Origin of the sequence: Pseudomonas sp. K8 (assembly GCF_014889455.1) — a bacterium.
In the GTDB taxonomy this organism is placed as follows: Bacteria; Pseudomonadota; Gammaproteobacteria; order Pseudomonadales; family Pseudomonadaceae; genus Aquipseudomonas; species Aquipseudomonas veronii.
Map to the genome: position 1 here is coordinate 1 of NZ_VJWO01000031.1, position 24,828 is coordinate 24,828.

A 24,828-nucleotide genomic window follows, 5' to 3' on the forward strand; every position below is an offset into this window, starting at 1 on the left:
TCAACCACTTGCGCTTCCGATCTCTCGTTAGCGGGAGGCGAATTCTACAGCGTTACACGCTGCTGTCAACACCTCTTTTTCTCCGCTTTCGACCGAGAAGATCGAAACGTTAATAGAGCCAAACAACACCGCTCTACCAACTCCTTCCAGGCTTCGATGAACTGAAGCAGGTCGCTGTCGAATCTTGCGTAACTCTTTGTTTACCAAGGAGTTTTCCGTTTCGACTGCGCCGGAAGTGGGGCGAATTATAGACGTCCAGGATTTGCCGTCAACCTTTAATTTCGCTTATCTATCCAATAGTTAGCATTGGCTAAAAAACAACCAACTTTCTTCTATATAGAGCCCTTAATGACGCTCTATATAGAAGAGAGGACTCAGATAACCCCAGCTTCTTTTAAAGCAGCCACATTCGCCGGCATCAACCCCAGCACTTCCTGCAACACCCTGACCGTATGCTCACCCAATAAAGGAGGCGCGCTGCGGTATTCCACAGGCGTCTTGGATAGCCGTATGGGACTGGCAACCTGAGGCACCATCCCCGCCAGTGCGTGGGGCAACTCAATCGCCAGCCCGCGCGCCTTGACCTGGGCATCCGCGAATACCTGCGCCAGATCATTGATCGGCCCGCACGGCACGCCGACTCGCTCCAGTTGCGACACCCATTCAGCCGTCGTCTTGAACACCGTCGCCTGGCGAATCAAGGGAATCAGTTCCGCGCGATTGGCCACCCGCACCTTGTTGGTCGCGAAACGCGGATCATCCGCCCACTGCGGCTGACCTGCCACCTGCGCAAACTTACGGAACTGCCCGTCATTCCCCACCGTCAAGATGAAGTCGCCATCGGCCGTGGGAAAATCCTGATAAGGCACGATATTCGGATGTGCATTGCCCAAGCGCTTTGGCGGCACGCCTGTCGTCAGGTAGTTCATCGCCTGGTTGGCCAGACAAGCCACCTGCACGTCCAGCAGCGCCATATCAATATGTTGCCCGCCGCCATCACGCTCGCGATGAGCCAGCGCCGCCAGGATCGCCACCGCCGAATAGAGCCCCGTAAGGATGTCAGTCAACGCCACCCCCACTTTCACCGGGCCCGCCCCCTCATCACCCTCCGGCCGCCCCGTCAGGCTCATGAGTCCGCCCAGCCCCTGGATCATGAAGTCGTAGCCCGCACGCGCCGCATAAGGCCCCGTCTGGCCAAACCCCGTGATCGAGCAATAGATCAACGCCGGGTTGACCTCCTTCAGCGAGGCATAGTCCAACCCATACGCCGCCAGGCCGCCCACCTTGAAGTTCTCGATCAGGATGTCGGACTTGGCCGCCAGGTCACGCACCAGCTTCTGCCCCTCCGGCTGCGTGAAGTCGATGGTCACCGACTCTTTGTTGCGGTTGGCCGACAAGTAATACGCCGCTTCACTGGTGTTCTCGCCATACGCGTCCTTGAGGAAGGGAGGCCCCCAGGCACGCGTGTCGTCACCATTGCCCGGCCGCTCGACCTTGATCACTTCGGCCCCAAGGTCCGCGAGGATCTGCCCGGCCCAAGGGCCCGCCAGTACTCGCGACAAATCCAGTACCCGCAGATGCGAAAGCGCGCCCATGCCCGTGCTCCTATTAATAGAACGCCTGAAGACCGGTTTGCGCGCGCCCCAGAATCAAGGCGTGTACATCGTGGGTACCTTCATAGGTGTTCACCACTTCCAGGTTGACCAGGTGACGCGCCACCCCGAACTCGTCGGAGATACCGTTACCGCCCAGCATATCCCGCGCCATGCGTGCGATATCCAGCGACTTGCCGCAGGAATTGCGCTTCATGATCGAAGTAATTTCCACCGCCGCAGTGCCTTCATCCTTCATCCGCCCCAGGCGCAGGCAGCCTTGCAAGGCCAGAGTGATCTCGGTCTGCATGTCCGCGAGCTTCTTCTGGATAAGCTGGGTCGCCGCCAATGGCCGACCGAACTGATGACGATCAAGGGTGTACTGGCGAGCAGTGTGCCAGCAGAACTCGGCAGCTCCCAGCGCGCCCCAGGAGATCCCGTAACGAGCGGAGTTAAGGCAGGTGAAGGGGCCTTTCAAGCCACGCACATCCGGGAAGATGTTCTCGTCAGGCACGAACACGTTGTCCATGACGATCTCGCCGGTAATGGAAGCCCGCAGGCCGACCTTGCCGTGAATCGCCGGAGCGCTCAGACCTTTCCAGCCTTTCTCCAGGACAAAACCGCGGATATCGCCGGCATCGTCCTTGGCCCACACCACGAACACATCGGCGATCGGGCTGTTGGTGATCCACATCTTGGCGCCGCTCAGGCTGTAGCCGCCATCCACCTTGCGTGCCCGGGTAATCATCGCGCCCGGGTCGGAACCGTGGTTAGGCTCAGTCAGACCGAAGCAACCGATCCATTCACCCGACGCCAGCTTCGGCAGGTATTTCTGTTTTTGCGCTTCGGTGCCGAACTCATTGATCGGCACCATGACCAGTGACGACTGCACACTCATCATCGAGCGATATCCGGAGTCGACTCGCTCGACCTCACGCGCAATCAACCCGTAGCTGACGTAATTCAGGCCACTGCCGCCGTACTGCTCGGGAATCATCGCGCCCAACAGGCCGGTTTCGCCCATCTCACGGAAGATCGCAGGGTCGGTCTTTTCATGGCGGAAGGCTTCGAGCACCCTTGGCGCCAACTTGTCCTGGGCGAATTGCTCAGCACTGTCGCGCACCATGCGCTCTTCTTCGGTGAGCTGTTGATCCAGCAGCAGTGGATCGATCCAGTTGAAGCTTGCCTTGCCAGCCATGAATAAGTCCTCGCAAAGAAATCAGAAGTCGTGGATGCAGACTAGGCTCGGCAAGCGCAGAGGGCAAACGAGGTTTTTGCATAGGCTTGTGCTAATTTCTCACTCCGTAACGGCCGAGAAGGGCGCAAACGCGCCTTATAAGTGAGAACAAGGTACATGCGCAGAAAAATCCCCAGCACCACCGCCCTTGTCAGCTTTGAAGCTGCAGCCCGCCACGAGAGCTTTACCAAGGCGGCGCAGGAGCTTTCCATCACTCAGGGCGCCATTTGCCGACAGATCGCCAGCCTTGAGGAGTTTTTAAGTGTCGAGCTGTTTCGACGCTCGCGGCGTGGGGTCAAGCTGACGGAAGCAGGCCTGTCGTATAGCCGTCGGGTCGCCACGCAATTGGACGCGGTGGAACGCGACACCTTATCCGTCATGGGACAGCAGGGCGCGAACGTCATCGAGCTGGCGGTGGTGCCGACCTTTGGCACCCAATGGCTGATCCCTCGTCTCAAGGACTTTCAGCGCCAGCACCCGGAAGTCACGGTCAACCTCACCAACCGCACGCGCCCCTTCCTGTTTGCCGACACCGAATTCGACGCCGCGATCTATTTCGGCGATGCCGACTGGTCCGGTACCGAATCCCACCGGCTGATGGGAGAAAACCCGGTCCCGGTGTGCAGCCCGCGCTTACTCGGCAGCCGCGCACACTTCAGCCCCCAGGAAATCGCGGAACTGCCGCTGCTGCAGCAGACCACGCGGCCCTATGCCTGGCGCCAGTGGTTCAACGCGCAACAACTGAACATACCTCGCGACATGACAGGCCCCCGCTACGAGCTATTCTCGATGTTGTCCCAGGCCGCCATGCATGACATGGGCATTGCGCTGATTCCACCGTTCCTCATCCAGCGCGAACTGGACGAGCACCAACTGGTGATCGCGAGCCCTGAAGCACTGAGCAGTTCGAAGGCGTATTACTTGATGATTCCTGACAGGAAAGTCGAATCGGCCTCCCTGCACGCCTTCAGGGACTGGCTGATCGACCAGTCCCAGCGCTACAGCCCTGTAATCTAAAGACGAAGTGCCATTTATTGACCATGTAGTCAGCTAAAACACTATCCTACAGATATATCTATATGTCGCATTTAAGCAAACTGTACCTGTTCGGCGAGAATGAGGCTACAAGCCATGATTCTCATGGCTTGTAGCGACTATTACCGACCAATGCCCGGCTATTCACAACGGCGATTGCAAAACTACCTAAAAACCAAAACACACCATTAACCACTTGTATTTAAAGGTTTTTTCTCAAAGCGCTGCGACAATCAGTCACAGGGTGACTTGTAGTTAATTTTTCGTCACCCGTCATAATCCCTTGTAAGGTCGTAAAGTTCGCCTGCAAAATGCCGCGCCCCGCTGTCATTTCAGCGGGATCGTGCTGATCGGCCGCCCCAGATGCGCCACTCACGGTGCGCTGGCCTTTTTACAATAAGATCAAAAGCAAAAAGATCATGCAGGAGATTTCACGTGCACATTGGTGTTCCTCTCGAAACCCAGACCGGTGAAACGCGGGTGGCTGCCACCCCGGAAACCATCAAGAAGCTGATCGGCCAGGGCCATAAGGTCACTGTACAAAGCGGGGCGGGCATTAAAGCCAGCATCGTCGACAGTGCCTATGAAACGGCAGGTGCAACCATTGGCAGCGCCAGCGATGCATTTGGCGCGGAGCTGATCCTCAAAGTGGTTGCCCCCAGCGACAGCGAACTGACGCTGATCAAAAGCGGCACCGTGCTGGTGGGCATGCTCAATCCGTTCAGCAACGAAACCATCGCCAAGCTGGCCGAGCAGGGCATCACGGCCTTCGCGCTCGAAGCCGCGCCGCGTACTTCGCGGGCCCAGAGCCTGGACGTGCTGTCGTCCCAGGCCAACATCGCCGGTTACAAGGCCGTGTTGCTCGCCGCCCATCATTACCCACGCTTCATGCCGATGCTGATGACTGCCGCCGGTACGGTAAAAGCCGCACGCGTGTTGATCCTCGGCGCTGGCGTCGCGGGGCTGCAGGCCATCGCCACGGCGAAACGCCTGGGTGCAGTGATCGAAGCGTCTGACGTGCGCCCGGCCGTGAAGGAGCAGATCGAATCCCTCGGCGCCAAGTTCGTCGACGTGCCTTATGAGACCGACGAAGAGCGTGAATGCGCCGTCGGCGTCGGCGGTTACGCACGGCCGATGCCGACCAGTTGGATGCAACGCCAGGCCCTGGCGGTCCACGAACGCGCCAAGCAGGCCGACATCGTCATCACCACCGCCCTGATCCCGGGCCGCAAGGCTCCGACCCTGCTCAGCGCCGACACGGTTGCCCAGATGAAGCCAGGCTCGGTGGTGATCGACCTTGCCGCAGCCCAGGGCGGCAACTGCCCGCTGACCGTCGCCGACCAGGTGGTGGTGGAAAACGGCGTGATCATTTGCGGTCCGACCAACCTGGCGGGTGCCGTCGCCGCCGACGCATCGGCCCTGTATGCGCGCAACCTGCTGGACTTCCTGAAGCTGGTCTTCAACAAGGAAGGGCAGTTTGAAATCAACCTCGAAGACGACATCGTCGCCGCGTGCCTGATGTGCCGCGACGGCCAAGTCATCCGCAAAAACGCCTAAGCAGGGATTCAGACGATGGAAGAGCTTATCTCCCCCGGTATCTACAACCTGATCATCTTCGTGCTGGCGATTTATGTCGGTTACCACGTGGTCTGGAACGTTACCCCCGCACTGCACACGCCGTTGATGGCGGTGACCAACGCAATCTCGGCGATCGTGATCGTCGGCGCCATGCTGGCCGCTGCGCTGACCGTGACTCCGCTGGGCAAGACCATGGGCACGCTGGCTGTGGCCCTGGCGGCCGTCAACGTGTTCGGCGGCTTCCTGGTGACTCGCAGGATGCTTGAGATGTTCAAGAAGAAAGCCCCGAAAGCAAAAGAAGAGGCGCCGAAGTAATGAGCATGAATCTTGTCACGACGCTCTATCTGATCGCGTCGATCTGTTTCATCCAGGCCCTCAAAGGCCTGTCGCATCCGACCACTTCGCGGCGCGGCAACCTGTTCGGCATGCTCGGCATGGCGCTGGCGGTGCTCACCACCGTGGGCCTCATCTATAAGCTGGGCGCTGAGCTTGCCACTGCCGGCATCGGCTACGTGATCGTGGGCCTGCTGATCGGCGGCACCGCCGGCTCGATCATGGCCAAGCGCGTGGAAATGACCAAGATGCCGGAACTGGTCGCCTTCATGCACAGCATGATCGGCCTGGCCGCGGTGTTTATCGCCATTGCCGCCGTGGTCGAGCCGCAATCGCTGGGCATCGTCAAACACCTGGGCGATGCGATCCCGGCCGGTAACCGCCTGGAACTGTTCCTCGGTGCCGCCATCGGCGCCATCACCTTCTCCGGTTCGGTGATCGCCTTCGGCAAGCTGTCGGGCAAGTACAAGTTCCGCCTGTTCCAAGGCGCACCGGTACAGTTCGGCGGCCAGCACAAACTGAACCTGGTGCTCGGCCTGACTACATTGGGGCTCGGCCTGACCTTCATGTTCACCGGCAACCTCTCTGCCTTCGCGCTGATGCTGGCCCTGGCGTTCGTGCTGGGCGTGCTGATCATCATCCCGATCGGCGGCGCCGACATGCCGGTAGTGGTGTCGATGCTCAACAGCTACTCCGGCTGGGCTGCGGCAGGGATCGGCTTCTCGCTGAACAACTCGATGCTGATCATCGCCGGCTCGCTGGTGGGCTCCAGCGGTGCGATCCTGTCCTACATCATGTGCAAGGCGATGAACCGCTCCTTCTTCAACGTGCTGCTCGGCGGTTTCGGCAATGCGCCGGATGCCGGTGCGGCGGCCGGCTCGAAAGAAGCGCGCCCGGTGAAGTCCGGCTCGGCCGACGACGCCACGTTCCTGCTGACCAACGCCGATACCGTGATCATCGTGCCGGGCTATGGCCTGGCAGTGGCGCGGGCACAGCATGCGCTGAAGGAACTGACCGAGAAGCTGACCCACCGTGGCGTGACCGTGAAGTACGCGATCCACCCGGTGGCCGGCCGCATGCCCGGACACATGAACGTATTGCTGGCCGAGGCCGAAGTGCCTTACGACCAGGTGTTCGAGATGGAAGACATCAACTCCGAATTCGGCCAGGCTGACGTAGTACTGGTGCTCGGCGCGAACGACGTGGTCAACCCGGCCGCCAAGAACGATCCGAACTCGCCGATTGCCGGCATGCCGATCCTCGAAGCGTTCAAGGCCAAGACCATCATCGTCAACAAGCGCTCGATGGCCAGCGGCTATGCCGGCCTGGACAACGAGCTGTTCTACCTGGACAAAACCATGATGGTCTTCGGCGACGCCAAGAAGGTTATCGAAGACATGGTCAAGGCTGTCGAGTAACACTGCGCCAGCGCAATACCCGAAACCCTGGCCTGCAGTAGGCTAGGGTTTTTTATTGCAGCATGAAAACCGACCAAAGGCCCTAAATCACTGCCCGGCATTCGACCATGGTAGCGGGCCGAAAACTTTTGAAATCACTAAACTGCGCACCTTGCCTCCGTATCTCGAGATAACAATCCATGTACCGTGATCGTATCCGCTTGCCTTCGCTGTTGAACAAGGTCATGAGCGCGGCTGATGCCGCCGCACTGATCGAGGACGGCATGACCGTCGGGATGAGCGGCTTTACCCGTGCGGGTGAAGCCAAAGCCGTCCCTCAAGCTCTGGCCGAACGTGCCAAGACGTCGCCGCTGAAAATCACCCTGATGACCGGCGCCAGCCTGGGCAACGATCTCGACAAGCAACTGACCGAAGCCGGCGTGCTGTCGCGACGCATGCCGTTCCAGGTCGACAGCACCCTGCGCAAGGCGATCAATGCCGGCGAGGTGATGTTCATCGACCAGCATTTGTCGGAAACCGTCGAACAACTGCGCAACAACCAGCTCAAGCTGCCTGACATTGCCGTGATCGAAGCCGTTGCGATCACCGAACAAGGCCATATCGTGCCGACCACTTCCGTGGGCAACTCGGCCAGTTTCGCGATTTTCGCCAAGCAAGTGATCGTCGAGATCAACATGGCGCACAACCCGAACCTGGAAGGCCTGCACGACATCTACATCCCGACCTATCGGCCGACGCGCACGCCGATCCCGCTGGTAAAAGTCGACGACCGCATTGGCAGCACCGCGATCCCGATTCCGCCGGAGAAGATCGTCGCCATCGTGATCACCAACAAGGCTGACTCGCCTTCCACAGTGACGCCGCCGGACGCCGACACCCAAGGCATCGCCAGCCACCTGATCAACTTCCTCAAGCAGGAAGTGGACGCCGGCCGCATGACCAACAAGCTCGGCCCGCTGCAGGCCGGGATCGGCAACATCGCCAACGCCGTGATGTGTGGCTTGATCGATTCGCCGTTCGAAGACCTGACCATGTATTCGGAAGTGCTGCAGGACTCGACGTTCGACCTGATTGACGCTGGCAAGCTGAGCTTCGCCTCCGGCAGTTCGATCACCTTGTCGGAGCGGCGCAACAGCAACGTGTTTGGCAACCTGGAGCACTACAAGGACAAACTGGTGCTGCGTCCGCAGGAAATTTCCAACCACCCCGAAGTGGTTCGTCGCCTGGGCATCATCGCGATCAACACCGCGCTGGAGTTCGACATCTACGGCAACGTCAACTCCACGCACGTGTGCGGGACGCGGATGATGAACGGGATCGGCGGCTCGGGCGACTTCGCGCGTAACGCGCACCTGGCAATCTTCGTGACCAAGTCGATTGCCAAGGCCGGGGCGATTTCCAGCGTGGTGCCGATGGTCAGCCACGTCGACCACACCGAGCACGACGTCGACATCCTCGTGACCGAAGTGGGCCTCGCCGACTTGCGTGGCCTGGCGCCACGGGAGCGCGCACGGGTGATCATCGACAACTGCGTGCATCCGGACTATCGCGATGCGCTGAACAAATACTTCAACGCCGCTTGCGCGATTGGTGGCCACACCCCACACGTCCTGCGCGAAGCCCTGAGCTGGCACATTAACCTGGAAGAAACCGGGCACATGCTCAAGGATTGATCGATACACAACCGAGCTGATGCACACAGTTTCATCAGCTCGGTTGCATCACCCCCCTTTCTGGAAAAAACTGTACTGCTGTACCGGTCTTTTCCTACCGAAATATCCCACACATCTCTTCTAAAATGCCATTTTTGCACTGTTTCAGTGCGGACAGGTACAGTTGCCCCATTTCCGTACAGTACAGCCGCTATAAACAGTTAACTGGCCCCTCACAATACAGGTGAACTGTATCTAGAGAGTCTTGCGCGGGAGGAGGATCATTGGCATCAGTTAAACCACTACCTAATCCCGCCACAAGCGGAAGGATGTCATCATGGAACGTACACTCAGTTCCGATCTGTTCTTCGAAGAAAAAGCTGTAAGCACCCAGGCTTCCCTGCCTCTGCGCGTTATCGCCAACCTGATGCTGTGGCAGCGCCGCATCTCCAGCCGCCATCAACTGGCTCGTCTGGATTCGCGTCTGCTGGCTGACGCAGGTATCAGCGAAGCACAACGCTACGAAGAGCTGAGCAAGCCGTTCTGGCGCTAATGAGCGCCCGCTGGCCCTGACCCACCGGGTCCACAGCCAGCAACCTGATTCGTTAAGCAAAGCCCGCCCCGGGTCACCGGAGGCGGGCTTTGTTGTGTCTGGGCCCGGGTGTTTTCGGCCCCGAACAGATAGCTTGCAAACCAACCAGTACAGTTCGATTATTATAACAATCTAGCAGTACAATTGAGCGCCGGTGTATCTGTATCGGTCGAAACGATCCGCTCAACATGGTCTTCCAAAAAAAAGACCCTGTAAGGCGCTCCCCATGCACCCACCAACCCCGCGCACCACGTTGTTACGCCGCACCGTCGCCACGCTCGCCAGGTGGCGGCAACAGGCCCGAGAACGACACCAACTGGCCCAGCTCGACCCGCGAGAGCTGTCCGACGCGGGTATCAGCCCCGGCGAGCGCCATGTCGAGCTGTCCAAGCCGTTCTGGCGTGACTAGACAGTCAAGGCGCTTTTCGAATGGACAGGCCGCGGCTTAATATCCGGTCACCACGTGGCGAACCGTGTAGAACGGGCGTCTGATGCTCAATGGCATCCACATCCGTTTCACAGTGGCCGCTGCGCGCGACCTTATTTGTTCATCTACAGGAGTAACCCCATGTCCCGTCTTCGCCTGCTGAGTGCCGCCGCCCTGTTGGCCCTCGCCGCCAACGCCCATGCGTCCAGCCTCATCGTGACGACCGACTCGATCGTCGGCGCATTGAAAGCCACCTCCGATGCCAGCTCCGATGCCACCTCCTCCCTGCGTGACAACAAGGTCGTGCGCGCCGCCCGTGACGACGCCGCCAGCTTCGTCGCCAGCCAAGGCGCCATTCGTGGGGTCAAACTGGAAAGCGCCCTGGCGCAGATCCGCCAGCAAGCGCCGCAACTGAGCGCTGCGACAGACGCACAACTGGCCCAGGCCATTCTGGCCATCTGAAAACCCGTCGGAACAAGGGCGCGCCAGCCGCTCCCGGATGCCTCGACGCTGGCTCTCGCCCGGGCATTGCGCTAGCCTTGGCGCTCGCTTTCAGTTGTCGAGTCCCATGGTTTTTTCATACCGCCTATTGCTGGTTCCCGTGATGTTTGCTGCTGGCTGGTCGCCATTGGCTTCGGCCTTTGATCTGTCCACCCAGAGCACTGTGGTGAGCGCTTATGCCACCAGCAAAGTGACCTCCGCGCCGTTTGACCGAAAGTGGGTGCTGGCCGCCCAGGATGACGCTGCCGCATTCATTGCCACTGACGGCCGATGGCGGGGGGCTCGGCTGGAATCAGCGCTGGATCGTCTGCGCCGCAGCCAACCAAAACTTAACGCCAGCGACCTTGAACTGGCGCAAGCAATTCTCGTCCAATAATCATCTTTGTATTTCGGAGTCATTCCATGCGTAGCCCGCTGATCGCCGCCGCTCTCGGCCTGCTGTTGTTGACCGATGTCGCCCACGCGCAGACCTTGAAGGCCACCAGTAACATCATCGTCCGCGCTTCCGCGCGCACCATTGATTTCACCTCGGACACCACCACCTCCATCCGCGACTCCAAAATCGTGCGCGAAGCCCACGATGACGCCGCCAGCTTCGTCGCCAGCAACGGCGAGATCCGTGGCGCACAACTCGAAGCCGCCTTCGACACCTTGCGCACCCGCGTGCCGGAAGCCCGTGATGCCAGCGACCAGACCCTCGCCGAAGCCATTCTCGCGCTGTGAGGCGTCTCATCGCCTGGCTCCTGGCCGGGGCTGTGCTGTTGTGTGCCGGCGCAGCCCAGGCCAGCCTGCAACTGCGGCTCATTACCGAAGGTTTGAGCCCAGCCGAACAGCAGGCCAGCCAGGCGTTGCTCGATGAAGCGCTGCGCTCACTGCCGCCGCGCTTCATCGAACAGTTGGACCGGCGCATCGATGTCGGCTGGACCGACAAGATGCCCGCCAACGCTTACGGCCAGGCCTCCCTGGTGTCCGAGCTGGACCTCAACCGCAACCTGCTCGCCAGCCTGACCGACGGCAGCGCCGCCACCCGCAAGACCAACCGCCCCCACGGCACCGTGCGTCGGGAAATGCTCGCCACCGTGCTGCATGAACTGACCCACATCTACGACCGTGCGCGCCTGTGGCCCAGCGACGAGCGCGCGCTGATCCGCCGCTGCAGCCGCCAGAACAGCATCACCGGCCTGGTCGGCCTGCCCGATCAATGCCGTGGCCAGAACGACCGCCGCTTCACCCTCAGCGACGACCCGCGCCTGCTCGACCTCGCCGGCTGGCCGCAATACGTCGGCCGCCGCGGTGAGCGCGAGCAGCACAACCGCCAGGTCGCGCGCAGCCCGGACCTCTACGAAACCAGCAGCCCACTGGAGTTCGTCGCGGTCAATATGGAATATTTCCTCCTCGACCCGAGCTACGCCTGCCGCCGCCCCGCGCTGTTCCGCTATTACAAGGAACACTTTGGCTGGGCGCCGCCCGCGCAAGACACCTGCGCCAAGACCTACGCCTTCCTCAACGCCGGCAACGATTTCGCCAAGACGCCCCTGGGCCATGTCGACCCGGAACGGGTCTACGAAATCGATTACCTGCTCGCCGAAGCCAACCAGAACCTGGTCAGTCGCTGGGGCCACAGCATGTTGCGCCTGGTGATCTGCGCGCCGGGGCGCCCTCGCGGCCCGGACTGTCGGCTGGATCTGGATCAGCATCTGGTGTTGTCCTACCGCGCCTTTGTCGGTGACGTACAACTGTCGAGCTGGGATGGCCTGGTGGGCAAGTACCCGTCACGGCTGTTCGTGTTGCCGCTGGCCCAGGTCATCGACGAGTACACCAAGACCGAGTTGCGCGGCCTCGCCTCGGTGCCGCTGAAGCTGACGCGCCGGGAGATCGAGGACACCGTCGAACACGCGGCCGAAATGCACTGGAGCTACGACGGCAACTACTTCTTCCTGTCCAACAACTGCGCGGTCGAAGGCCTGAAACTGTTACGCAGCGGCAGCGCCAACCCGAAACTGACCGGTCTGGACAACATCACGCCCAACGGGCTGCTGGAGGTCCTGCAGGCGCGCGGCCTGGCCGATACCAGCGTGTTGAACGACAAGCGCGAGGCGCTGCGCCTGGGCTATCACTTCGACTCGTTCCGCGAGCGCTACCAAGCGATGTTCGACGTGCTGCGCAAGCGCCTGCCGATCCAGCAGACCCAGGTCGAAGACTGGCTGTCCCTGAGCGCGCAAGAGCGCCGCCACTGGTTCGAGCAGGCCGACCTGCGCACCAGCGCCGCATTACTGCTGCTGGAACAGGCAAGCTTTCGCAAACAATTGATGCTGGCCCAGGACGAAGTCAAACAACGCTACCTCGGCGCCCGCGAGCTGAAGAACGGCGGCATGGAGAAAGCCAACGCCACCTTGCAACAAATCCTCGCCAACAGCGGCTTCCTCAGCCGCCCGGCAGAACTGCTGGGCAGCGGTGGCTACGGCTTGCCGCAACCTTCGGAGTCCAAGCGGCTGGAATCGGAAAGTGCCGAGCGCCAGAAACAGCTGCAATCCCTGACCGGCGAACTGGATAAAGAGGTGAGGGCGCTGCTGGACCCGTCCCGCGCCGCCGAGATTGCCGCGTGCGAAGCCAACCTCAAGCAGATTGGCGAACATCTGCGCAAACTGCACAAAGCAGCGGGCGGCCTCGAACTGCCCTGAAAATTTGCGCATACACCAGCTGAATGTGGGAGCGAGCCCCCTCCCACATGTTGATCTGCGCAGGCCTGGAGACCGTGTGTCATTTCCACCTCACCTGTTTGATCAACGAAAGCTGGCTGAAAGCTTACGCGTCTAGGATCGCCCCCACTGCCGGCAACAGACCGGCTGTTAACAACAACAATGGTGATTCCCGATGTCCGCCCGTTCCCGCCTGTTCGCCCCCACTCCACCCGTAAGCCTCGTGCCTCTCGTTCTGCGCTGACCCCACCCGGTTCGCCATTCCTTAGCCGCGCTACGCCTGGAGTATTCCTATGCTGACTTTCCTTGGCTTTGCCATGGTCATCACGTTCATGTTCCTGATCATGACCAAGCGCCTGTCCGCGCTGATCGCCCTGATCATCGTGCCGATTCTGTTCGCGCTGTTCGGCGGTTTTGCGCCGAAGATCGGCCCGATGATGCTCGAAGGCATCACCAAGCTCGCGCCGACCGGCGTGATGCTGATGTTCGCCATCCTCTACTTTGCCCTGATGATCGACTCCGGCCTGTTCGACCCGGCCGTGCGCAAGATCCTCAAGATGGTCAAGGGCGACCCGCTGAAAGTCTCGGTCGGCACCGCCGTGCTGGCCTTGGTGGTGTCTCTTGACGGTGACGGTGCCACCACCTACATGATCTGCGTGGCCGCGATGCTGCCGCTGTACCAGCGCATCGGTATGAGCCCACGGATCATGGCCGGCCTGATCATCCTCGCCGGTGGCGTGATGAACATGACGCCCTGGGGCGGCCCGACCGCTCGCGCCGCGAGTGCGCTGCACGTGGACCCGTCAGACATCTTCGTCCCGATGATCCCGGCCATGGCCGCCGGCGTGGTCGCGATCCTGGTGATCGCTTACATGTACGGCAAGCGCGAACGTGCGCGCCTGGGTGAACTGCACCTGCAGGGCGACGAGATCGACCACAGCGAAATCAGCGTGTCGCAATACCCGGATGCCCGCCGTCCGAAGCTGATCTGGTTCAACGGCGTGCTGACCCTGGCGCTGATGTGTACGTTGATCGCCGGCCTGTTGCCACTGCCGGTGCTGTTCATGGTGGCGTTCAGTATCGCGATGATCGTCAACTACCCGTGCCTGCAACAGCAGAAAGACCGCGTCGCCGCCCATGCCGGCAGCGTACTGGCCGTGGTGGGGTTGATCTTCGCTGCAGGGATTTTCACCGGCATCCTGTCGGGCACCGGCATGGTCGACGCCATGTCCAAGAGCCTGCTGGCGGTCATTCCAGAAGCCCTGGGCCCTTACCTGGCGGTGATCACCGCACTGGTGAGCATGCCGTTCACCTTCTTCATGTCCAACGATGCGTTCTACTATGGCGTACTGCCGGTGCTGGCCGAAGCCGCCAGTCACTATGGCATCACCGCCGTAGAAATGGCCCGCGCCTCCATCGTCGGCCAACCCGTACACTTGCTCAGCCCGTTGGTGCCATCGACTTACCTGCTGGTGGCCCTGGCCGGTATCGAATTCGGCGATCACCAGCGCTTCACCCTGAAGTGGGCAGTGCTGGTGTGCCTGTGCATAATGTTCGCGGCGTTGCTGATGGGGATTTTTCCGTTGTTCAGCACTCTATAATCGTACCGACTCACCGCGCGGCGCTGCAGCTGGCGCGGTTTAACACTCGCTTAAAGGAATACACATGGAATGGCTGACCAATCCGGAAATCTGGATTGCCTTCTTCACCCTGACGGCCCTCGAGATCGTTCTGGGCATCGATAACATCATCATGATTTCGATCCTGGTCAGCCGCATGCCCAAGCATATGCAGGCGCGTACCCGGATCTTCGGCCTGGCCCTGGCCATGGTCACGCGAATCCTGTTGCTGCTGTCCATCACTTGGGTCATGCGCCTGACCGACGACCTGTTCGTGGTCTTCGGCCAGGGCATTTCCGGGCGCGACCTGATCCTGTTCTTCGGTGGTTTGTTCCTGCTGTGGAAAAGCTCCCAGGAGATGTACCACGCCCTGGAAGGTGAAGACGAAACCCACGAAGAGCCCAAAGGCGCCGGTGGCAAGTTCATCTACACCATCATCCAGATCGCGATCATCGACATCGTGTTCTCCCTCGACTCGGTGATCACTGCCGTCGGCATGGTGTCCCACGTGCCGGTGATGATCGCGGCGATCGTGGTCGCGGTGCTGGTGATGATGGCAGCAGCCGGCACCATCAGTGACTTCATCGACAAGCACCCGTCGCTGAAGATGCTGGCGCTGTCGTTCCTGGTAGTGGTGGGTACCGTGCTGATCGCCGAATCCTTCGACGTGCATGTGCCTAAAGGCTACGTCTACTTCGCCATGGCGTTCTCGCTGGCGGTGGAAGCGGTGAACATCAAGATGCGTACCGCCATCGCGAAAAAGAAGAAACAGCAGGACCCTGTGAAACTGCGCAAGGACATTCCGGGTCAATAATCTTGATCCGCTGCTGAAATGGGGCGTTCGCGCCCCATTTTTTCATCTGCACAAAACTGACTTCATGACAGTTTTGTTTCAAACCCGACTTTAGCTATGCGATGCTGGCGCACAGCCCTTTCGCCAACTACAGCTTAAGTACAAGACGTAGAACGGCACGCGGCAATTCTCATTGGCTCCTGTTGGAGCCCACCCACACGGGGGGCCGAGCATGCTGACCTTGCTCAATCTGCTTTCCGCCGTGACCCTGCTGATCTGGGGCACGCATATCGTCCGTACCGGCATCCTGCGGGTCTACGGTTCCAACCTGCGCCACGTCATCGGGCAAAACATGTCTAAGCGCTGGCTGGCGTTCGTCGCCGGTATCCTGGTGACGGCCATGGTGCAGAGCAGCAACGCCACCGCCATGCTGGTCACATCGTTTGTCGGCCAGGGCCTGATGGGGCTGATGCCTGCCCTGGCGACCATGCTCGGCGCCGACGTCGGGACGGCGCTGATGGCCCGGGTGCTCACCCTGGACCTGTCCTGGCTGTCGCCGCTGCTGATCTTTCTCGGGGTGATCTTCTTCCTCTCGCGCAAGCAGACACGGGCCGGGCAACTGGGTCGGGTCGGGATCGGCCTCGGGCTGATCATCCTCGCCCTGCAATTGATCGTCGAAGCCGCCGGGCCGATTACCCACGCGCAGGGCGTGAAGGTGCTGTTCGCCTCACTGACCGGCGACATCCTGCTCGATGCGCTGGTCGGCGCGTTGTTCGCGATGATTTCCTACTCCAGCCTCGCCGCCGTACTGCTGACCGCCACCCTGGCCGGCGCCGGACTGATCGGCTTGCACGTGGCCATCGGCCTGGTGATCGGCGCCAACATCGGCAGCGGCGTGCTCGCCTTCCTCAGCACCAACATGCAGAACGCCGCCGGACGCCAGGTGGCCCTGGGCAGCCTGTTGTACAAATTGATCGGCCTGTTGCTGATCATTCCGGTGCTCGACCCGCTTGTGTTGTGGATGGACGGCCTGGATTACAGCGCCCAAGGCATGGTCATCAGCTTCCACCTGCTCTACAACGTCAGTCGCTGCCTGATCCTGCTACCGAGCATCGGCCCGATGGCCCGGGTCTGCGCGTGGTTGCTGCCCGAACGGGAAGAGGCCAACGGCAAGGCCACGCCGCGCCACCTGGACCTCGCCGCCCTGGCCACGCCAAGCCTGGCGCTGGCCAACGCGGTGCGGGAAACCCTGCGCCTGGGCGACCTGATCGACAACATGCTCACCGCAATGCTCGAAGTGCTGCGCGGCAAACAGACGGCCATCACCCAGGAAATGCGCAGCCTCAGCGACGACGTCGAGGCGCTCTACAGCGCGATCAAACTCTACCTGGCGCAAATGCCCCGCGAAGACCTCAGCGAACAGGACAACCGCCGCTGGGCCGAGATCATCGAGCTGTCGATCAACCTGAAACTGGCCGGCGACCTGATCGAACGCATGTTGCGCAAAGTCCAGCAGCAGAAAACGTCCCAACGTCGCCAGTTCTCCGAAGTGGGCCTGGAAGAACTCACCGGCCTGCATAGCCAACTGATTGCCAACCTGCGCCTGGGCCTGTCGGTATTCCTCAGTGCCGACCCGGAAAGCGCGCGCCAATTGCTGCGCGAGAAACGCCGCTTCCGCGCCCAGGAGCGGCGCCTGGCCCATGCCCACGTCAGCCGCCTGCAACGCAAGATCGTACAGAGCCTGGAGACCAGTTCCCTGCATTTGGAACTGATTGCCGACATGAAACGCTTGAACTCATTGTTTTGCAGCAGTGCTTATGTAGTCTTGGAAACGTCCGACACCGGCGCGCTGTCCGCCGAAGATATTGCCGACATCACACATTCGCCCTGAACGTAAGACGGCCGCTGAAGTCAGTTAACACTGACCTCACTCGCCAGGAAGCCAGTTATGCGTCGCCTGTTACTCGCCTGCCTGCTCATGGGCTCTGCACACGCCTTTGCCTTTGACCGCCTGCACGTCGAGGGTTACACCTTGCCCAACGGCCTGCAACTGCTGCTCAAGCCGGGCACCGAACGCGGGCATGTGGCGATTCGCCTGGTGGTCGGCGTGGGCCTGGATGACTTCCGCTGCGAAGACAAGGAACTGCCGCACCTGCTCGAACACTTGTTGTTCAGCGGTATCGACGGCGGCGGCGAAGGCGACCTCGAAGAACGCATGCAAGCCCTGGGCGGCGAGTGGAACGCCTACACCAGCAACGCCGACACCACCTTCGTGATCGAGGCGCCCGCGCAAAACCAGCGCAAGGTCCTGGACCTGCTGCGGGCGATCCTCACCCGCACCGAACTGACCGACGCCCATATCAATGCCGCCAAGCAGGTGGTCGAGCGCGAAGACGGCGGCCATTACTCGCACCTGCAACGCCTGCTGGACCGCCAGGACCTGGGCCACACCGCCAGCAACCAATTGGCGGTCGAACTGGGCCTCAAGTGCGCCGAACGCGCCGAGGCCGGCCAGTTGACCCGCGACCAGTTGGAGCAACTGCGCAAAAACTGGTACGCCCCCAACAACATGACGCTGATCATCGTCGGCGACCTCGACAAACTGCTGCCGGCCTATCTGGAACGCACTTATGGCCAACTTGTCCCGGTCGAGCCCACCGAGCATCTGGCCCTGCCGGAAATCCAGCACGCCGCCGCCAACCGCCGTGACCTGATCCATGGCTGGGTCGGCAACGGCGCCAAACTGCACTGGTTGTTCCCCGAGCCGGTACTCGACGACCAGCATGACGAAACCTACAACCTGCTCAAGGACTACCTCGACTGGGCGCTGTATCGCCAACTGCGCCTCAAGCACGGCTTGTCCTACGGCCCGTGGAGCGAACGCGAAGTGCTCGGCGGCGTCGGTTTCCTCAGCCTGAATGCCGACCTCGAACGGGAAAACCTCGCCGAAGCCGAACAGGTGTTGCAAGACCTCACGGCCCAACTGCTCAAGGACGGCCTCGCCCCGGCGGCATTCGCCCGCCTGCAAAACGCCGCCATCGCACGCCAGGCCTGGGCCGTGCAGGGCAACAGCGCGCTGGCCGACTATTACTGGAGCGCCTCGGGCGACTACGACAACGGTCACTTCAGCGACCCGGTCAAACGCATCAAGGCCGTGAGCCTGACGCAGACCAACCAGGCCATGCGCCAACTCTTCAAGCAGCCGGGCTACTGGCGCATCGAGAAACCGCTGCTGAGCTACGACATGCTGAACTGGATCGGCGCCGGTGTGCTCGGGCTGATCGCGATTGGAGTGATCGGCGTGCGCAGTTATCGCAAACGGATCGCGTAATGAGGCACCGCACCCAGGGCTAAGACGTTATTCTGTCTGGGATTTTTCCTACAAAGACTGTGACCGCCGAATGCCGAACCTGAACCACTACATCCAGCGCATCCTCGAACTGATGAAGCGCTACCCAGGGGTGATTGCACTCGGCGGTTTCATCTCGGGGGTGAGCAGCTTCATTCTGGTGGACCGCCAGCAGGGCATGGCCAGCTGGATCGCGGTGATCATGCTGGTGAGCTGGCTGTGGCTGATGCTGGAAAACAGCTTTACCCAGCTGTTCACCAAACTCTTCAAGCGCGAAATCCCCGAACCGCTGCTGCGTTACGCCACCCAGATGATCCACCAGGAAAGTCTGTTTTTCGTGCTGCCGTTCTTTTTCATCACCACCACCTGGAACAGCGGCCAATCGATCTTCACTGGGCTGCTCGGCGCGGCGGCGCTGGTGTCGATCACCGACCCGCTGTATTACAAGTGGCTGGCGCCCAAACGCTCGCTGTTCCTCGCCTTGCACACCTTGACCCTGTTCGCCGCGCTGCTCACCGCGCTGCCGATCATCCTGCACCTGACCACCGCCGAGAGTTACAAGCTGGCCCTCGGCGTGGCCATGGTCCTGTCGATCCCGAGCCTGGCCGTAAGCCTGCCGCTGCGCAGCGTCAAAGGCTGGGCGATGCTGCTCGGGGTCACGGCCGCGATTGGCTGTGCCGGATGGTTCCTACGCAGTTGGGTTCCACCGGCCACCTTGTGGATGACCGAAGTGGCGATCAGCACCCAGTTGCAAGACCGCACACCCGGCGACGATCTCAAAGAGGTCAGCGCCGCCCAACTGCGCAGCGGCGGGCTGTATGCCTATACCGCGATCAATGCCCCGCGCGGGCTGGATGAGCGGATCTACCATGTGTGGAAATTCAACGGCCAGGAAGTCGACCGCATCGCCCTGGATATCCACGGCGGGCGCAAGGAAGGCTACCGCGCCTGGACCCACAAGCAGAACTTCCCGGCCGACTCCGTGGGGCGCTGGCAAGTCCGGGTGCTGACCGAGGACGGGCAGGTGATCGGTGTGCTGCGCTTCAAAGTGACTGACACAGCACAAACGGACAACCCAAAGTAAGCTGTATCGTGTTATTACGTAGGCATTGTGGATAGCCAGACAAGCTCGGAGCTTATGACCACTCGTACCTCGGCCGGCACAGCCCACCTCGATACGTCCACCGCCCCCCCGTTACTCAGGATTACGGGGGACTGGACGCTTGCCCACTACACAAACCTGAAAAAACTGTCGGACAAACTCGACGGCCAATACGACGCCGGTGCCCGCATCGACCTCAATGGCCTCGGTGCCCTCGACACAGCCGGCGCCTCACTGTTGGTGGAGCTGCTGGGCCCGGACCGCATCGAGCAATCCGCCGAGCAGACCGATTGCAGCCTGTCCGCCGCCGACCGCGCGCTGCTCAAGACTGTCTACCGCTCCCTGAACGATTTCTGCGTACCGGAAAAAGCGCCGGAAGAAGCCGCCGGCATCCAGTTACTGGCGCGCATCGGTGCCGCGGTGGACACAGTGTGGCTGGACAGCAAGCAACTACTGGGCTTTATCGGCCTGATCCTGGAAACCTTCGCCCGCAGCATTTTCCGGCCCAAGCGCTGGCGCGTGACGCCGATGGTTGCGCATATCGAACAGACCGGCCTCGACGCCGCGCCCATCGTCGCCTTGCTGACGTTTCTGGTGGGCGCCGTGGTGGCATTCCTCGGTGCCACGGTACTCAAGAGCTTTGGCGCGACAATTTTCACCGTGGACCTGGTGGCGTTCTCCTTCCTACGGGAATTCGGCGTCTTGCTCACCGCGATCCTGATCGCCGGCCGCACCGCCAGTGCCTTTACCGCACAGATCGGCTCGATGAAGGCCAACGAAGAAATCGACGCGATCCGCACCCTGGGCCTGGACCCAATGGAGTTGCTGGTATTGCCCCGGGTACTGGCACTGCTGGTGTCGCTGCCGATGCTGACGTTCCTGGCGATGCTCTCGGGGATTGTCGGCGGCGGGGTGGTGTGTGCGCTGACCCTGGATATTTCGCCGGCGATGTTCCTCTCGCTGCTGCAGTCGGACATTGGCGTGAAGCATTTTCTGGTGGGCATGGTGAAAGCGCCGTTCTTCGCCTTCCTGATCGCCGCCATCGGTTGCCTGGAAGGCTTCAAGGTCAGCGGCAGCGCCGAGTCGGTCGGCGCCCATACCACCTCCAGCGTGGTGCAATCGATTTTTGTGGTGATCGTGCTGGATGCGGTCGCCGCGCTGTTCTTCATGGAGATGAGCTGGTGAGTCGCCGACCCCGAGCGCCCAGCGAGGCGGTGATCGAAGTCCGTGGGCTGTGCAATCGCTTTGGCAGCCAGAGCGTGCATGAAAACCTCGACCTGGATCTGTACAAGGGCGAAATCCTCGCCGTGGTCGGCGGTTCCGGCAGCGGCAAGTCGGTGCTGTTGCGCAGCATCGTCGGCCTGCGCCGGCCCAGCGCAGGCGAGGTACGGGTATTCGGCAAGGACTTGTCGAACCTGCCAGAGCATGAGCGCTCCCTGGTGGAACGACGCTTTGGCGTACTGTTCCAGAAGGGCGCGCTGTTTTCCTCGCTGACGGTGACCGAGAACGTCGCGCTGCCGCTGATCGAACACGCCGGCCTGAGCCGCGCCGACGCCGAGCACCTGGCTGCGGTCAAACTGGCCCTGGCCGGGTTGCCGTTGTCGGCGGCCGACAAATACCCGGCGTCGCTGTCCGGCGGCATGATCAAGCGTGCAGCCCTGGCCCGCGCCCTGGCGCTGGACCCGGACATCCTGTTCCTCGACGAACCCACCGCCGGGCTCGACCCGATCGGCGCCGCGCAATTCGACCAACTGATCCTGACCCTGCGCGATGCGCTGGGCCTGAGTGTGTTCCTGGTCACCCATGACCTGGACACGCTGTACACCATCACCGACCGCGTGGCGGTGCTGGCGCAGAAGAAAGTGCTGGTGGCCGATGCCATCGATGTCGTCTCGGAAACCGACGACGCCTGGATTCACGAATATTTCCACGGCCCCCGGGGCCGCGCGGCATTGGATGCCGCTCAACCGCTCAACGAGGTATGACATGGAAACCCGAGCCCATCATGTGATGATCGGTCTGTTCAGCGTGATTGTGGTAGTCGGCGCAATGCTGTTCGGCCTGTGGCTGGCCAAGTCCAGCGTCGACACCGCGTTCCAGGATTACGAAGTGATTTTCAACGAGGCGGTCAGCGGCCTGTCCCAGGGCAGCTCGGTGCAGTACAGCGGGATCAAGGTGGGCGATGTCATCAGCCTGCGCCTGGACCCCAAAGACCCGCGCCGCGTGCTCGCGCGCATCCGCCTCTCCGGGCAGACGCCGATCAAGGAAGACACCCAGGCCAAACTTGCGCTGACCGGCATCACCGGCACATCGATCATCCAGCTCAGCGGTGGCACACCGCAAAGCCCGAAACTCAAGGGCAAGGACGGCAACCTGCCGGAGATCATTGCCTCGCCATCGCCAATCGCGCGGTTGCTGACCAACAGCAACGACCTGATGACCAGCATCAACCTGCTGCTGCACAACGCCAACGAAATGTTCTCCGCGCAGAATGTCGAGCGCATCAGCAACACCCTGGACCACCTGGAACAAACCACCGGCGCGATTGCCGAGCAGCGCGGTGATATCAAGGTGGTGATGCAGCAACTGATGCAGGTCAGCAAGCAGGCCGGTGCCGCCCTGGAGCAGACCACTGCGCTGATGCGCAATGCCAACGGCCTGCTCAACGATCAAGGCAAGCAGGTCTTCGGCAGCGCCGAACAAGCGATGAAATCCCTTGAGCAAAGCACCGCGACCATCAATACCTTGCTGACCGATAACAAGGACTCGGTGAACAGCGGCATGCAGGGCCTCAACGAACTGGCGCCGGCCGTGCGCGAACTGCGCGAAACCCTCGGTTCGCTGCGCGCCATCTCCCGCCGCCTGGAAGCCAACCCCAGCGGTTACCTGCTGGGCAGCGACAAGAACAAGGAGTTCACGCCATGAAGCGTGCTTACCAACTGATCGCCCCCGTGGCCCTGGCGCTGGTCAGCGCGTGCTCGATCCTGCCCAGCCCCAACCCGTCCGACGTCTATCGCCTGGCCTCGGCCCCGGCGGCCACCCAAGCGGCGCCGGTAGCCTGGTCGCTGCGCGTGACCAAGCCGCAGACCAGCGAGTTCCTCGACAGCCCGCGCATTGCCGTGGTGCCCCAGGGTGATCTGATCAGCAGCTACGCCAACTCACGCTGGAGCGACCCGGCGCCGGTACTGCTGCGTAACCGCTTCATGGATGGCTTCCAGCGCGATGGCCGGGTGACACTGCTGAGCAGCGACGAGACCAACCTACAGGCCGACTACGAGTTGGGCGGGCAATTGCAGGCGTTCCAGAGCGAATACCGCGGCAATGCGGTGGAAGTGGTGATCCGCCTGGATGCGCGGCTGGTGCGCGGCAGCGATCAGCGGATCATTGCCAGCCGCCGGTTTGAAGTGCGCCAGCCGGTCAGCGACAACAAAGTGCCGGCGGTGGTGGCCGGGTTTGGGCAGGCGGGGGATCAGTTGAACAAGCAGGTGGTGGATTGGGTGGTGGCGCAGGGCAACACTGCACCGAAGCGCTGAGGGCCTTATCGGGAGCTTGCTCCCTCCCACAGTTGACCGCGTTTCGTCAGGATGAATACGGTTGAATGTGGGAGGGAGCTTGCTCCCGATAGCTATCCAAGCCTTAACCGAAAAACCAGTAGCACACCGCAATCGCCGCCACCACACCGGCAAACTCCGCCAGCAATGCACAACCCACCGCATGCCTTGCCCGCTGGATGCCCACCGAGCCGAAATACACCGCCAACACATAGAAGGTGGTCTCGGTACTGCCCTGAAGCGTCGCCGCCACCAACGCCGGGAAGCTGTCGACGCCCTGGGTCTGCATGGTCTCGATCAACATCGCCCGTGCGGCACTGCCGGAGAACGGCTTGACCATCGCGGTCGGCAGCGCGTCGACGAAGCGCGTGTCCAGGCCGGTCCAGGCCACCACATGACGAATGCCTTCCAGGCCAAAGTCCAGCGCGCCGGACGCACGCAACACGCCCACCGCGCAAAGCATCGCCACCAGGTATGGCAGCAGGTTCTTGGCGACGTCGAAGCCTTCTTTGGCCCCTTCGACAAACGCCTCGTACACCTTCACCTTGCGCAACGCGCCGACCAGCAGGAACAGCATGATCAGGCCAAACAGCGTCAGGTTGCCGAGGATCGACGACAGCCCGGCCAGCGCCGTGGCGGACAAGGTCGCCAGCAATGCCATGAAGCCGCCCAGCAACAGTGCGCCCGGGATCAAATAGGCCAGCACCACCGGGTCCCACAGCCGCAGGCGCTGCATCACCGCCACCGAGAGCAAGCCCGTCAGGGTCGACGCGCTGGTGGCCAGCAGGATCGGCAGGAACACCAGCGTCGGGTCGGCCGCGCCTTGCTGGGCGCGGTACATGAAGATGGTCACCGGCAACAGCGTCAACGAGGACGCGTTGAGCACCAGGAACAGAATCTGCGCGTTACTCGCGGTATTGGGGATCGGGTTGAGTTCCTGCAACGCCTTCATGGCTTTCAGGCCGATAGGCGTGGCGGCGTTGTCCAGGCCCAGGCCGTTGGCGGCGAAGTTGAGGGTGATCAAGCCGATGGCCGGGTGGCCGGCCGGCACTTCCGGCATCAGCCGGCGGAACAGGGGGCCCAGGGCCTTGGCCAACCAATTGACGATCCCGGCCTTTTCGGCGATGCGCAAAAAACCCAGCCATAACGTCAGGGTGCCGAACAGCAACACCATGACCTCCACCGACAATTTGGCCATGGCGAAAATGCTTTCCATCATCGCCGCAAAAATCCCAGCGTTACCGCCCACCAGCCATTGCGCCAGTGCTGACACCATTGCCACGACAAAGAAGCCAAGCCACAGGCCATTGAGCATCAGTTGAATCCCCCGAAAGATGGGGCGAATGATAG

23 protein-coding genes are annotated in these 24,828 nt (G+C 61.4%); 20 read left to right on the forward strand and 3 right to left on the reverse strand.

Translation table 11 applies throughout. The annotated features are described in order from the left end of the window. Positions 1–374 precede the first annotated feature (374 nt). Complete coding sequence (locus tag INT12_RS19830; protein WP_017849060.1) at positions 375–1,595, reverse strand: CaiB/BaiF CoA transferase family protein; 1,221 nt, start codon at positions 1,593–1,595, stop codon at positions 375–377. Between the two features lie 13 nt (positions 1,596–1,608). Next, on the reverse strand, positions 1,609–2,790 hold the full coding sequence (locus tag INT12_RS19835) for an acyl-CoA dehydrogenase (RefSeq protein WP_193039639.1): 1,182 nt from the start codon (positions 2,788–2,790) through the stop codon (positions 1,609–1,611). 156 nt (positions 2,791–2,946) lie between these two features. On the opposite strand from INT12_RS19835, the gene INT12_RS19840 reads away from it, so the two are divergent. The 20 genes from INT12_RS19840 to INT12_RS19935 all read left to right on the forward strand — a co-directional run bounded on the left by INT12_RS19840 (position 2,947) and on the right by INT12_RS19935 (position 23,460). After that, a complete protein-coding gene (locus tag INT12_RS19840) occupies positions 2,947–3,846 on the forward strand; it encodes a LysR family transcriptional regulator (protein ID WP_102618547.1) in 900 nt (299 codons plus the stop codon). A gap of 453 nt (positions 3,847–4,299) precedes the next feature. Continuing rightward, on the forward strand, positions 4,300–5,421 hold the full coding sequence (locus INT12_RS19845) for a Re/Si-specific NAD(P)(+) transhydrogenase subunit alpha (RefSeq protein WP_046381520.1): 1,122 nt from the start codon (positions 4,300–4,302) through the stop codon (positions 5,419–5,421). Positions 5,422–5,436: 15 nt separating this feature from the next. Further along, positions 5,437–5,757 (forward strand): NAD(P) transhydrogenase subunit alpha, encoded by a 321-nt coding sequence (locus tag INT12_RS19850; protein WP_003220416.1) that lies wholly within the window; start codon positions 5,437–5,439, stop codon positions 5,755–5,757. Next, positions 5,757–7,193, forward strand: coding sequence for an NAD(P)(+) transhydrogenase (Re/Si-specific) subunit beta (locus INT12_RS19855; RefSeq protein WP_017849056.1), 1,437 nt, complete (start codon positions 5,757–5,759; stop codon positions 7,191–7,193). The genes INT12_RS19850 and INT12_RS19855 overlap by 1 nt, the downstream gene beginning before the upstream one ends. Before the next feature lie 179 nt (positions 7,194–7,372). Then, positions 7,373–8,866: an acetyl-CoA hydrolase/transferase family protein gene (locus tag INT12_RS19860; RefSeq protein WP_017849055.1), complete on the forward strand. Its 1,494-nt coding sequence runs from the start codon at positions 7,373–7,375 to the stop codon at positions 8,864–8,866. 316 nt (positions 8,867–9,182) lie between these two features. After that, positions 9,183–9,398 (forward strand): DUF1127 domain-containing protein, encoded by a 216-nt coding sequence (locus INT12_RS19865; protein ID WP_017849054.1) that lies wholly within the window; start codon positions 9,183–9,185, stop codon positions 9,396–9,398. A gap of 265 nt (positions 9,399–9,663) precedes the next feature. Beyond that, the gene (locus tag INT12_RS19870; protein WP_104904172.1) at positions 9,664–9,846 is read left to right on the forward strand and encodes a DUF1127 domain-containing protein; all 183 of its coding nucleotides are present in this window, start codon (positions 9,664–9,666) and stop codon (positions 9,844–9,846) included. A gap of 159 nt (positions 9,847–10,005) precedes the next feature. After that, on the forward strand, positions 10,006–10,326 hold the full coding sequence (locus tag INT12_RS19875) for a DUF2388 domain-containing protein (RefSeq protein WP_017849052.1): 321 nt from the start codon (positions 10,006–10,008) through the stop codon (positions 10,324–10,326). A 106-nt stretch (positions 10,327–10,432) separates the two neighbouring features. Continuing rightward, positions 10,433–10,741, forward strand: coding sequence for a DUF2388 domain-containing protein (locus INT12_RS19880; RefSeq protein ID WP_046484536.1), 309 nt, complete (start codon positions 10,433–10,435; stop codon positions 10,739–10,741). A gap of 26 nt (positions 10,742–10,767) precedes the next feature. Next, positions 10,768–11,088, forward strand: coding sequence for a DUF2388 domain-containing protein (locus INT12_RS19885; RefSeq protein WP_017849050.1), 321 nt, complete (start codon positions 10,768–10,770; stop codon positions 11,086–11,088). After that, positions 11,085–13,046, forward strand: a complete 1,962-nt coding sequence (locus tag INT12_RS19890; protein ID WP_026140291.1) for a DUF4105 domain-containing protein — start codon at positions 11,085–11,087, stop codon at positions 13,044–13,046. Before INT12_RS19885 ends, INT12_RS19890 begins: the two co-directional genes overlap by 4 nt. Before the next feature lie 311 nt (positions 13,047–13,357). After that, a complete protein-coding gene (locus tag INT12_RS19895; protein WP_017849048.1) occupies positions 13,358–14,665 on the forward strand; it encodes a CitMHS family transporter in 1,308 nt (435 codons plus the stop codon). Between the two features lie 64 nt (positions 14,666–14,729). Continuing rightward, positions 14,730–15,497 carry a TerC family protein gene (locus tag INT12_RS19900; RefSeq protein WP_017849047.1) on the forward strand — a complete coding sequence of 256 codons (768 nt, stop codon included), beginning with the start codon at positions 14,730–14,732 and terminating at the stop codon, positions 15,495–15,497. Positions 15,498–15,708: 211 nt separating this feature from the next. Continuing rightward, positions 15,709–17,367, forward strand: a complete 1,659-nt coding sequence (locus tag INT12_RS19905; protein ID WP_017849046.1) for a Na/Pi cotransporter family protein — start codon at positions 15,709–15,711, stop codon at positions 17,365–17,367. Positions 17,368–17,424: 57 nt separating this feature from the next. After that, positions 17,425–18,807 (forward strand): M16 family metallopeptidase, encoded by a 1,383-nt coding sequence (locus tag INT12_RS19910; RefSeq protein ID WP_193058980.1) that lies wholly within the window; start codon positions 17,425–17,427, stop codon positions 18,805–18,807. Between the two features lie 70 nt (positions 18,808–18,877). Then, the gene (locus INT12_RS19915) at positions 18,878–19,909 is read left to right on the forward strand and encodes a DUF5924 family protein (RefSeq protein WP_017849044.1); all 1,032 of its coding nucleotides are present in this window, start codon (positions 18,878–18,880) and stop codon (positions 19,907–19,909) included. Between the two features lie 54 nt (positions 19,910–19,963). Continuing rightward, positions 19,964–21,112: an ABC transporter permease gene (locus tag INT12_RS19920; protein ID WP_046381527.1), complete on the forward strand. Its 1,149-nt coding sequence runs from the start codon at positions 19,964–19,966 to the stop codon at positions 21,110–21,112. Then, positions 21,109–21,912 (forward strand): ABC transporter ATP-binding protein, encoded by an 804-nt coding sequence (locus INT12_RS19925; protein WP_017849042.1) that lies wholly within the window; start codon positions 21,109–21,111, stop codon positions 21,910–21,912. The genes INT12_RS19920 and INT12_RS19925 overlap by 4 nt, the downstream gene beginning before the upstream one ends. A gap of 1 nt (position 21,913) precedes the next feature. Further along, positions 21,914–22,852: an MlaD family protein gene (locus INT12_RS19930; protein WP_046381529.1), complete on the forward strand. Its 939-nt coding sequence runs from the start codon at positions 21,914–21,916 to the stop codon at positions 22,850–22,852. After that, positions 22,849–23,460 carry an ABC-type transport auxiliary lipoprotein family protein gene (locus INT12_RS19935; RefSeq protein WP_193039640.1) on the forward strand — a complete coding sequence of 204 codons (612 nt, stop codon included), beginning with the start codon at positions 22,849–22,851 and terminating at the stop codon, positions 23,458–23,460. Before INT12_RS19930 ends, INT12_RS19935 begins: the two co-directional genes overlap by 4 nt. 103 nt (positions 23,461–23,563) lie before the next feature. Here INT12_RS19935 and INT12_RS19940 read toward each other — a convergent pair whose 3' ends face one another. Further along, on the reverse strand, positions 23,564–24,793 hold the full coding sequence (locus INT12_RS19940; RefSeq protein ID WP_193039641.1) for a nucleoside recognition domain-containing protein: 1,230 nt from the start codon (positions 24,791–24,793) through the stop codon (positions 23,564–23,566). Positions 24,794–24,828: the final 35 nt, after the last annotated feature.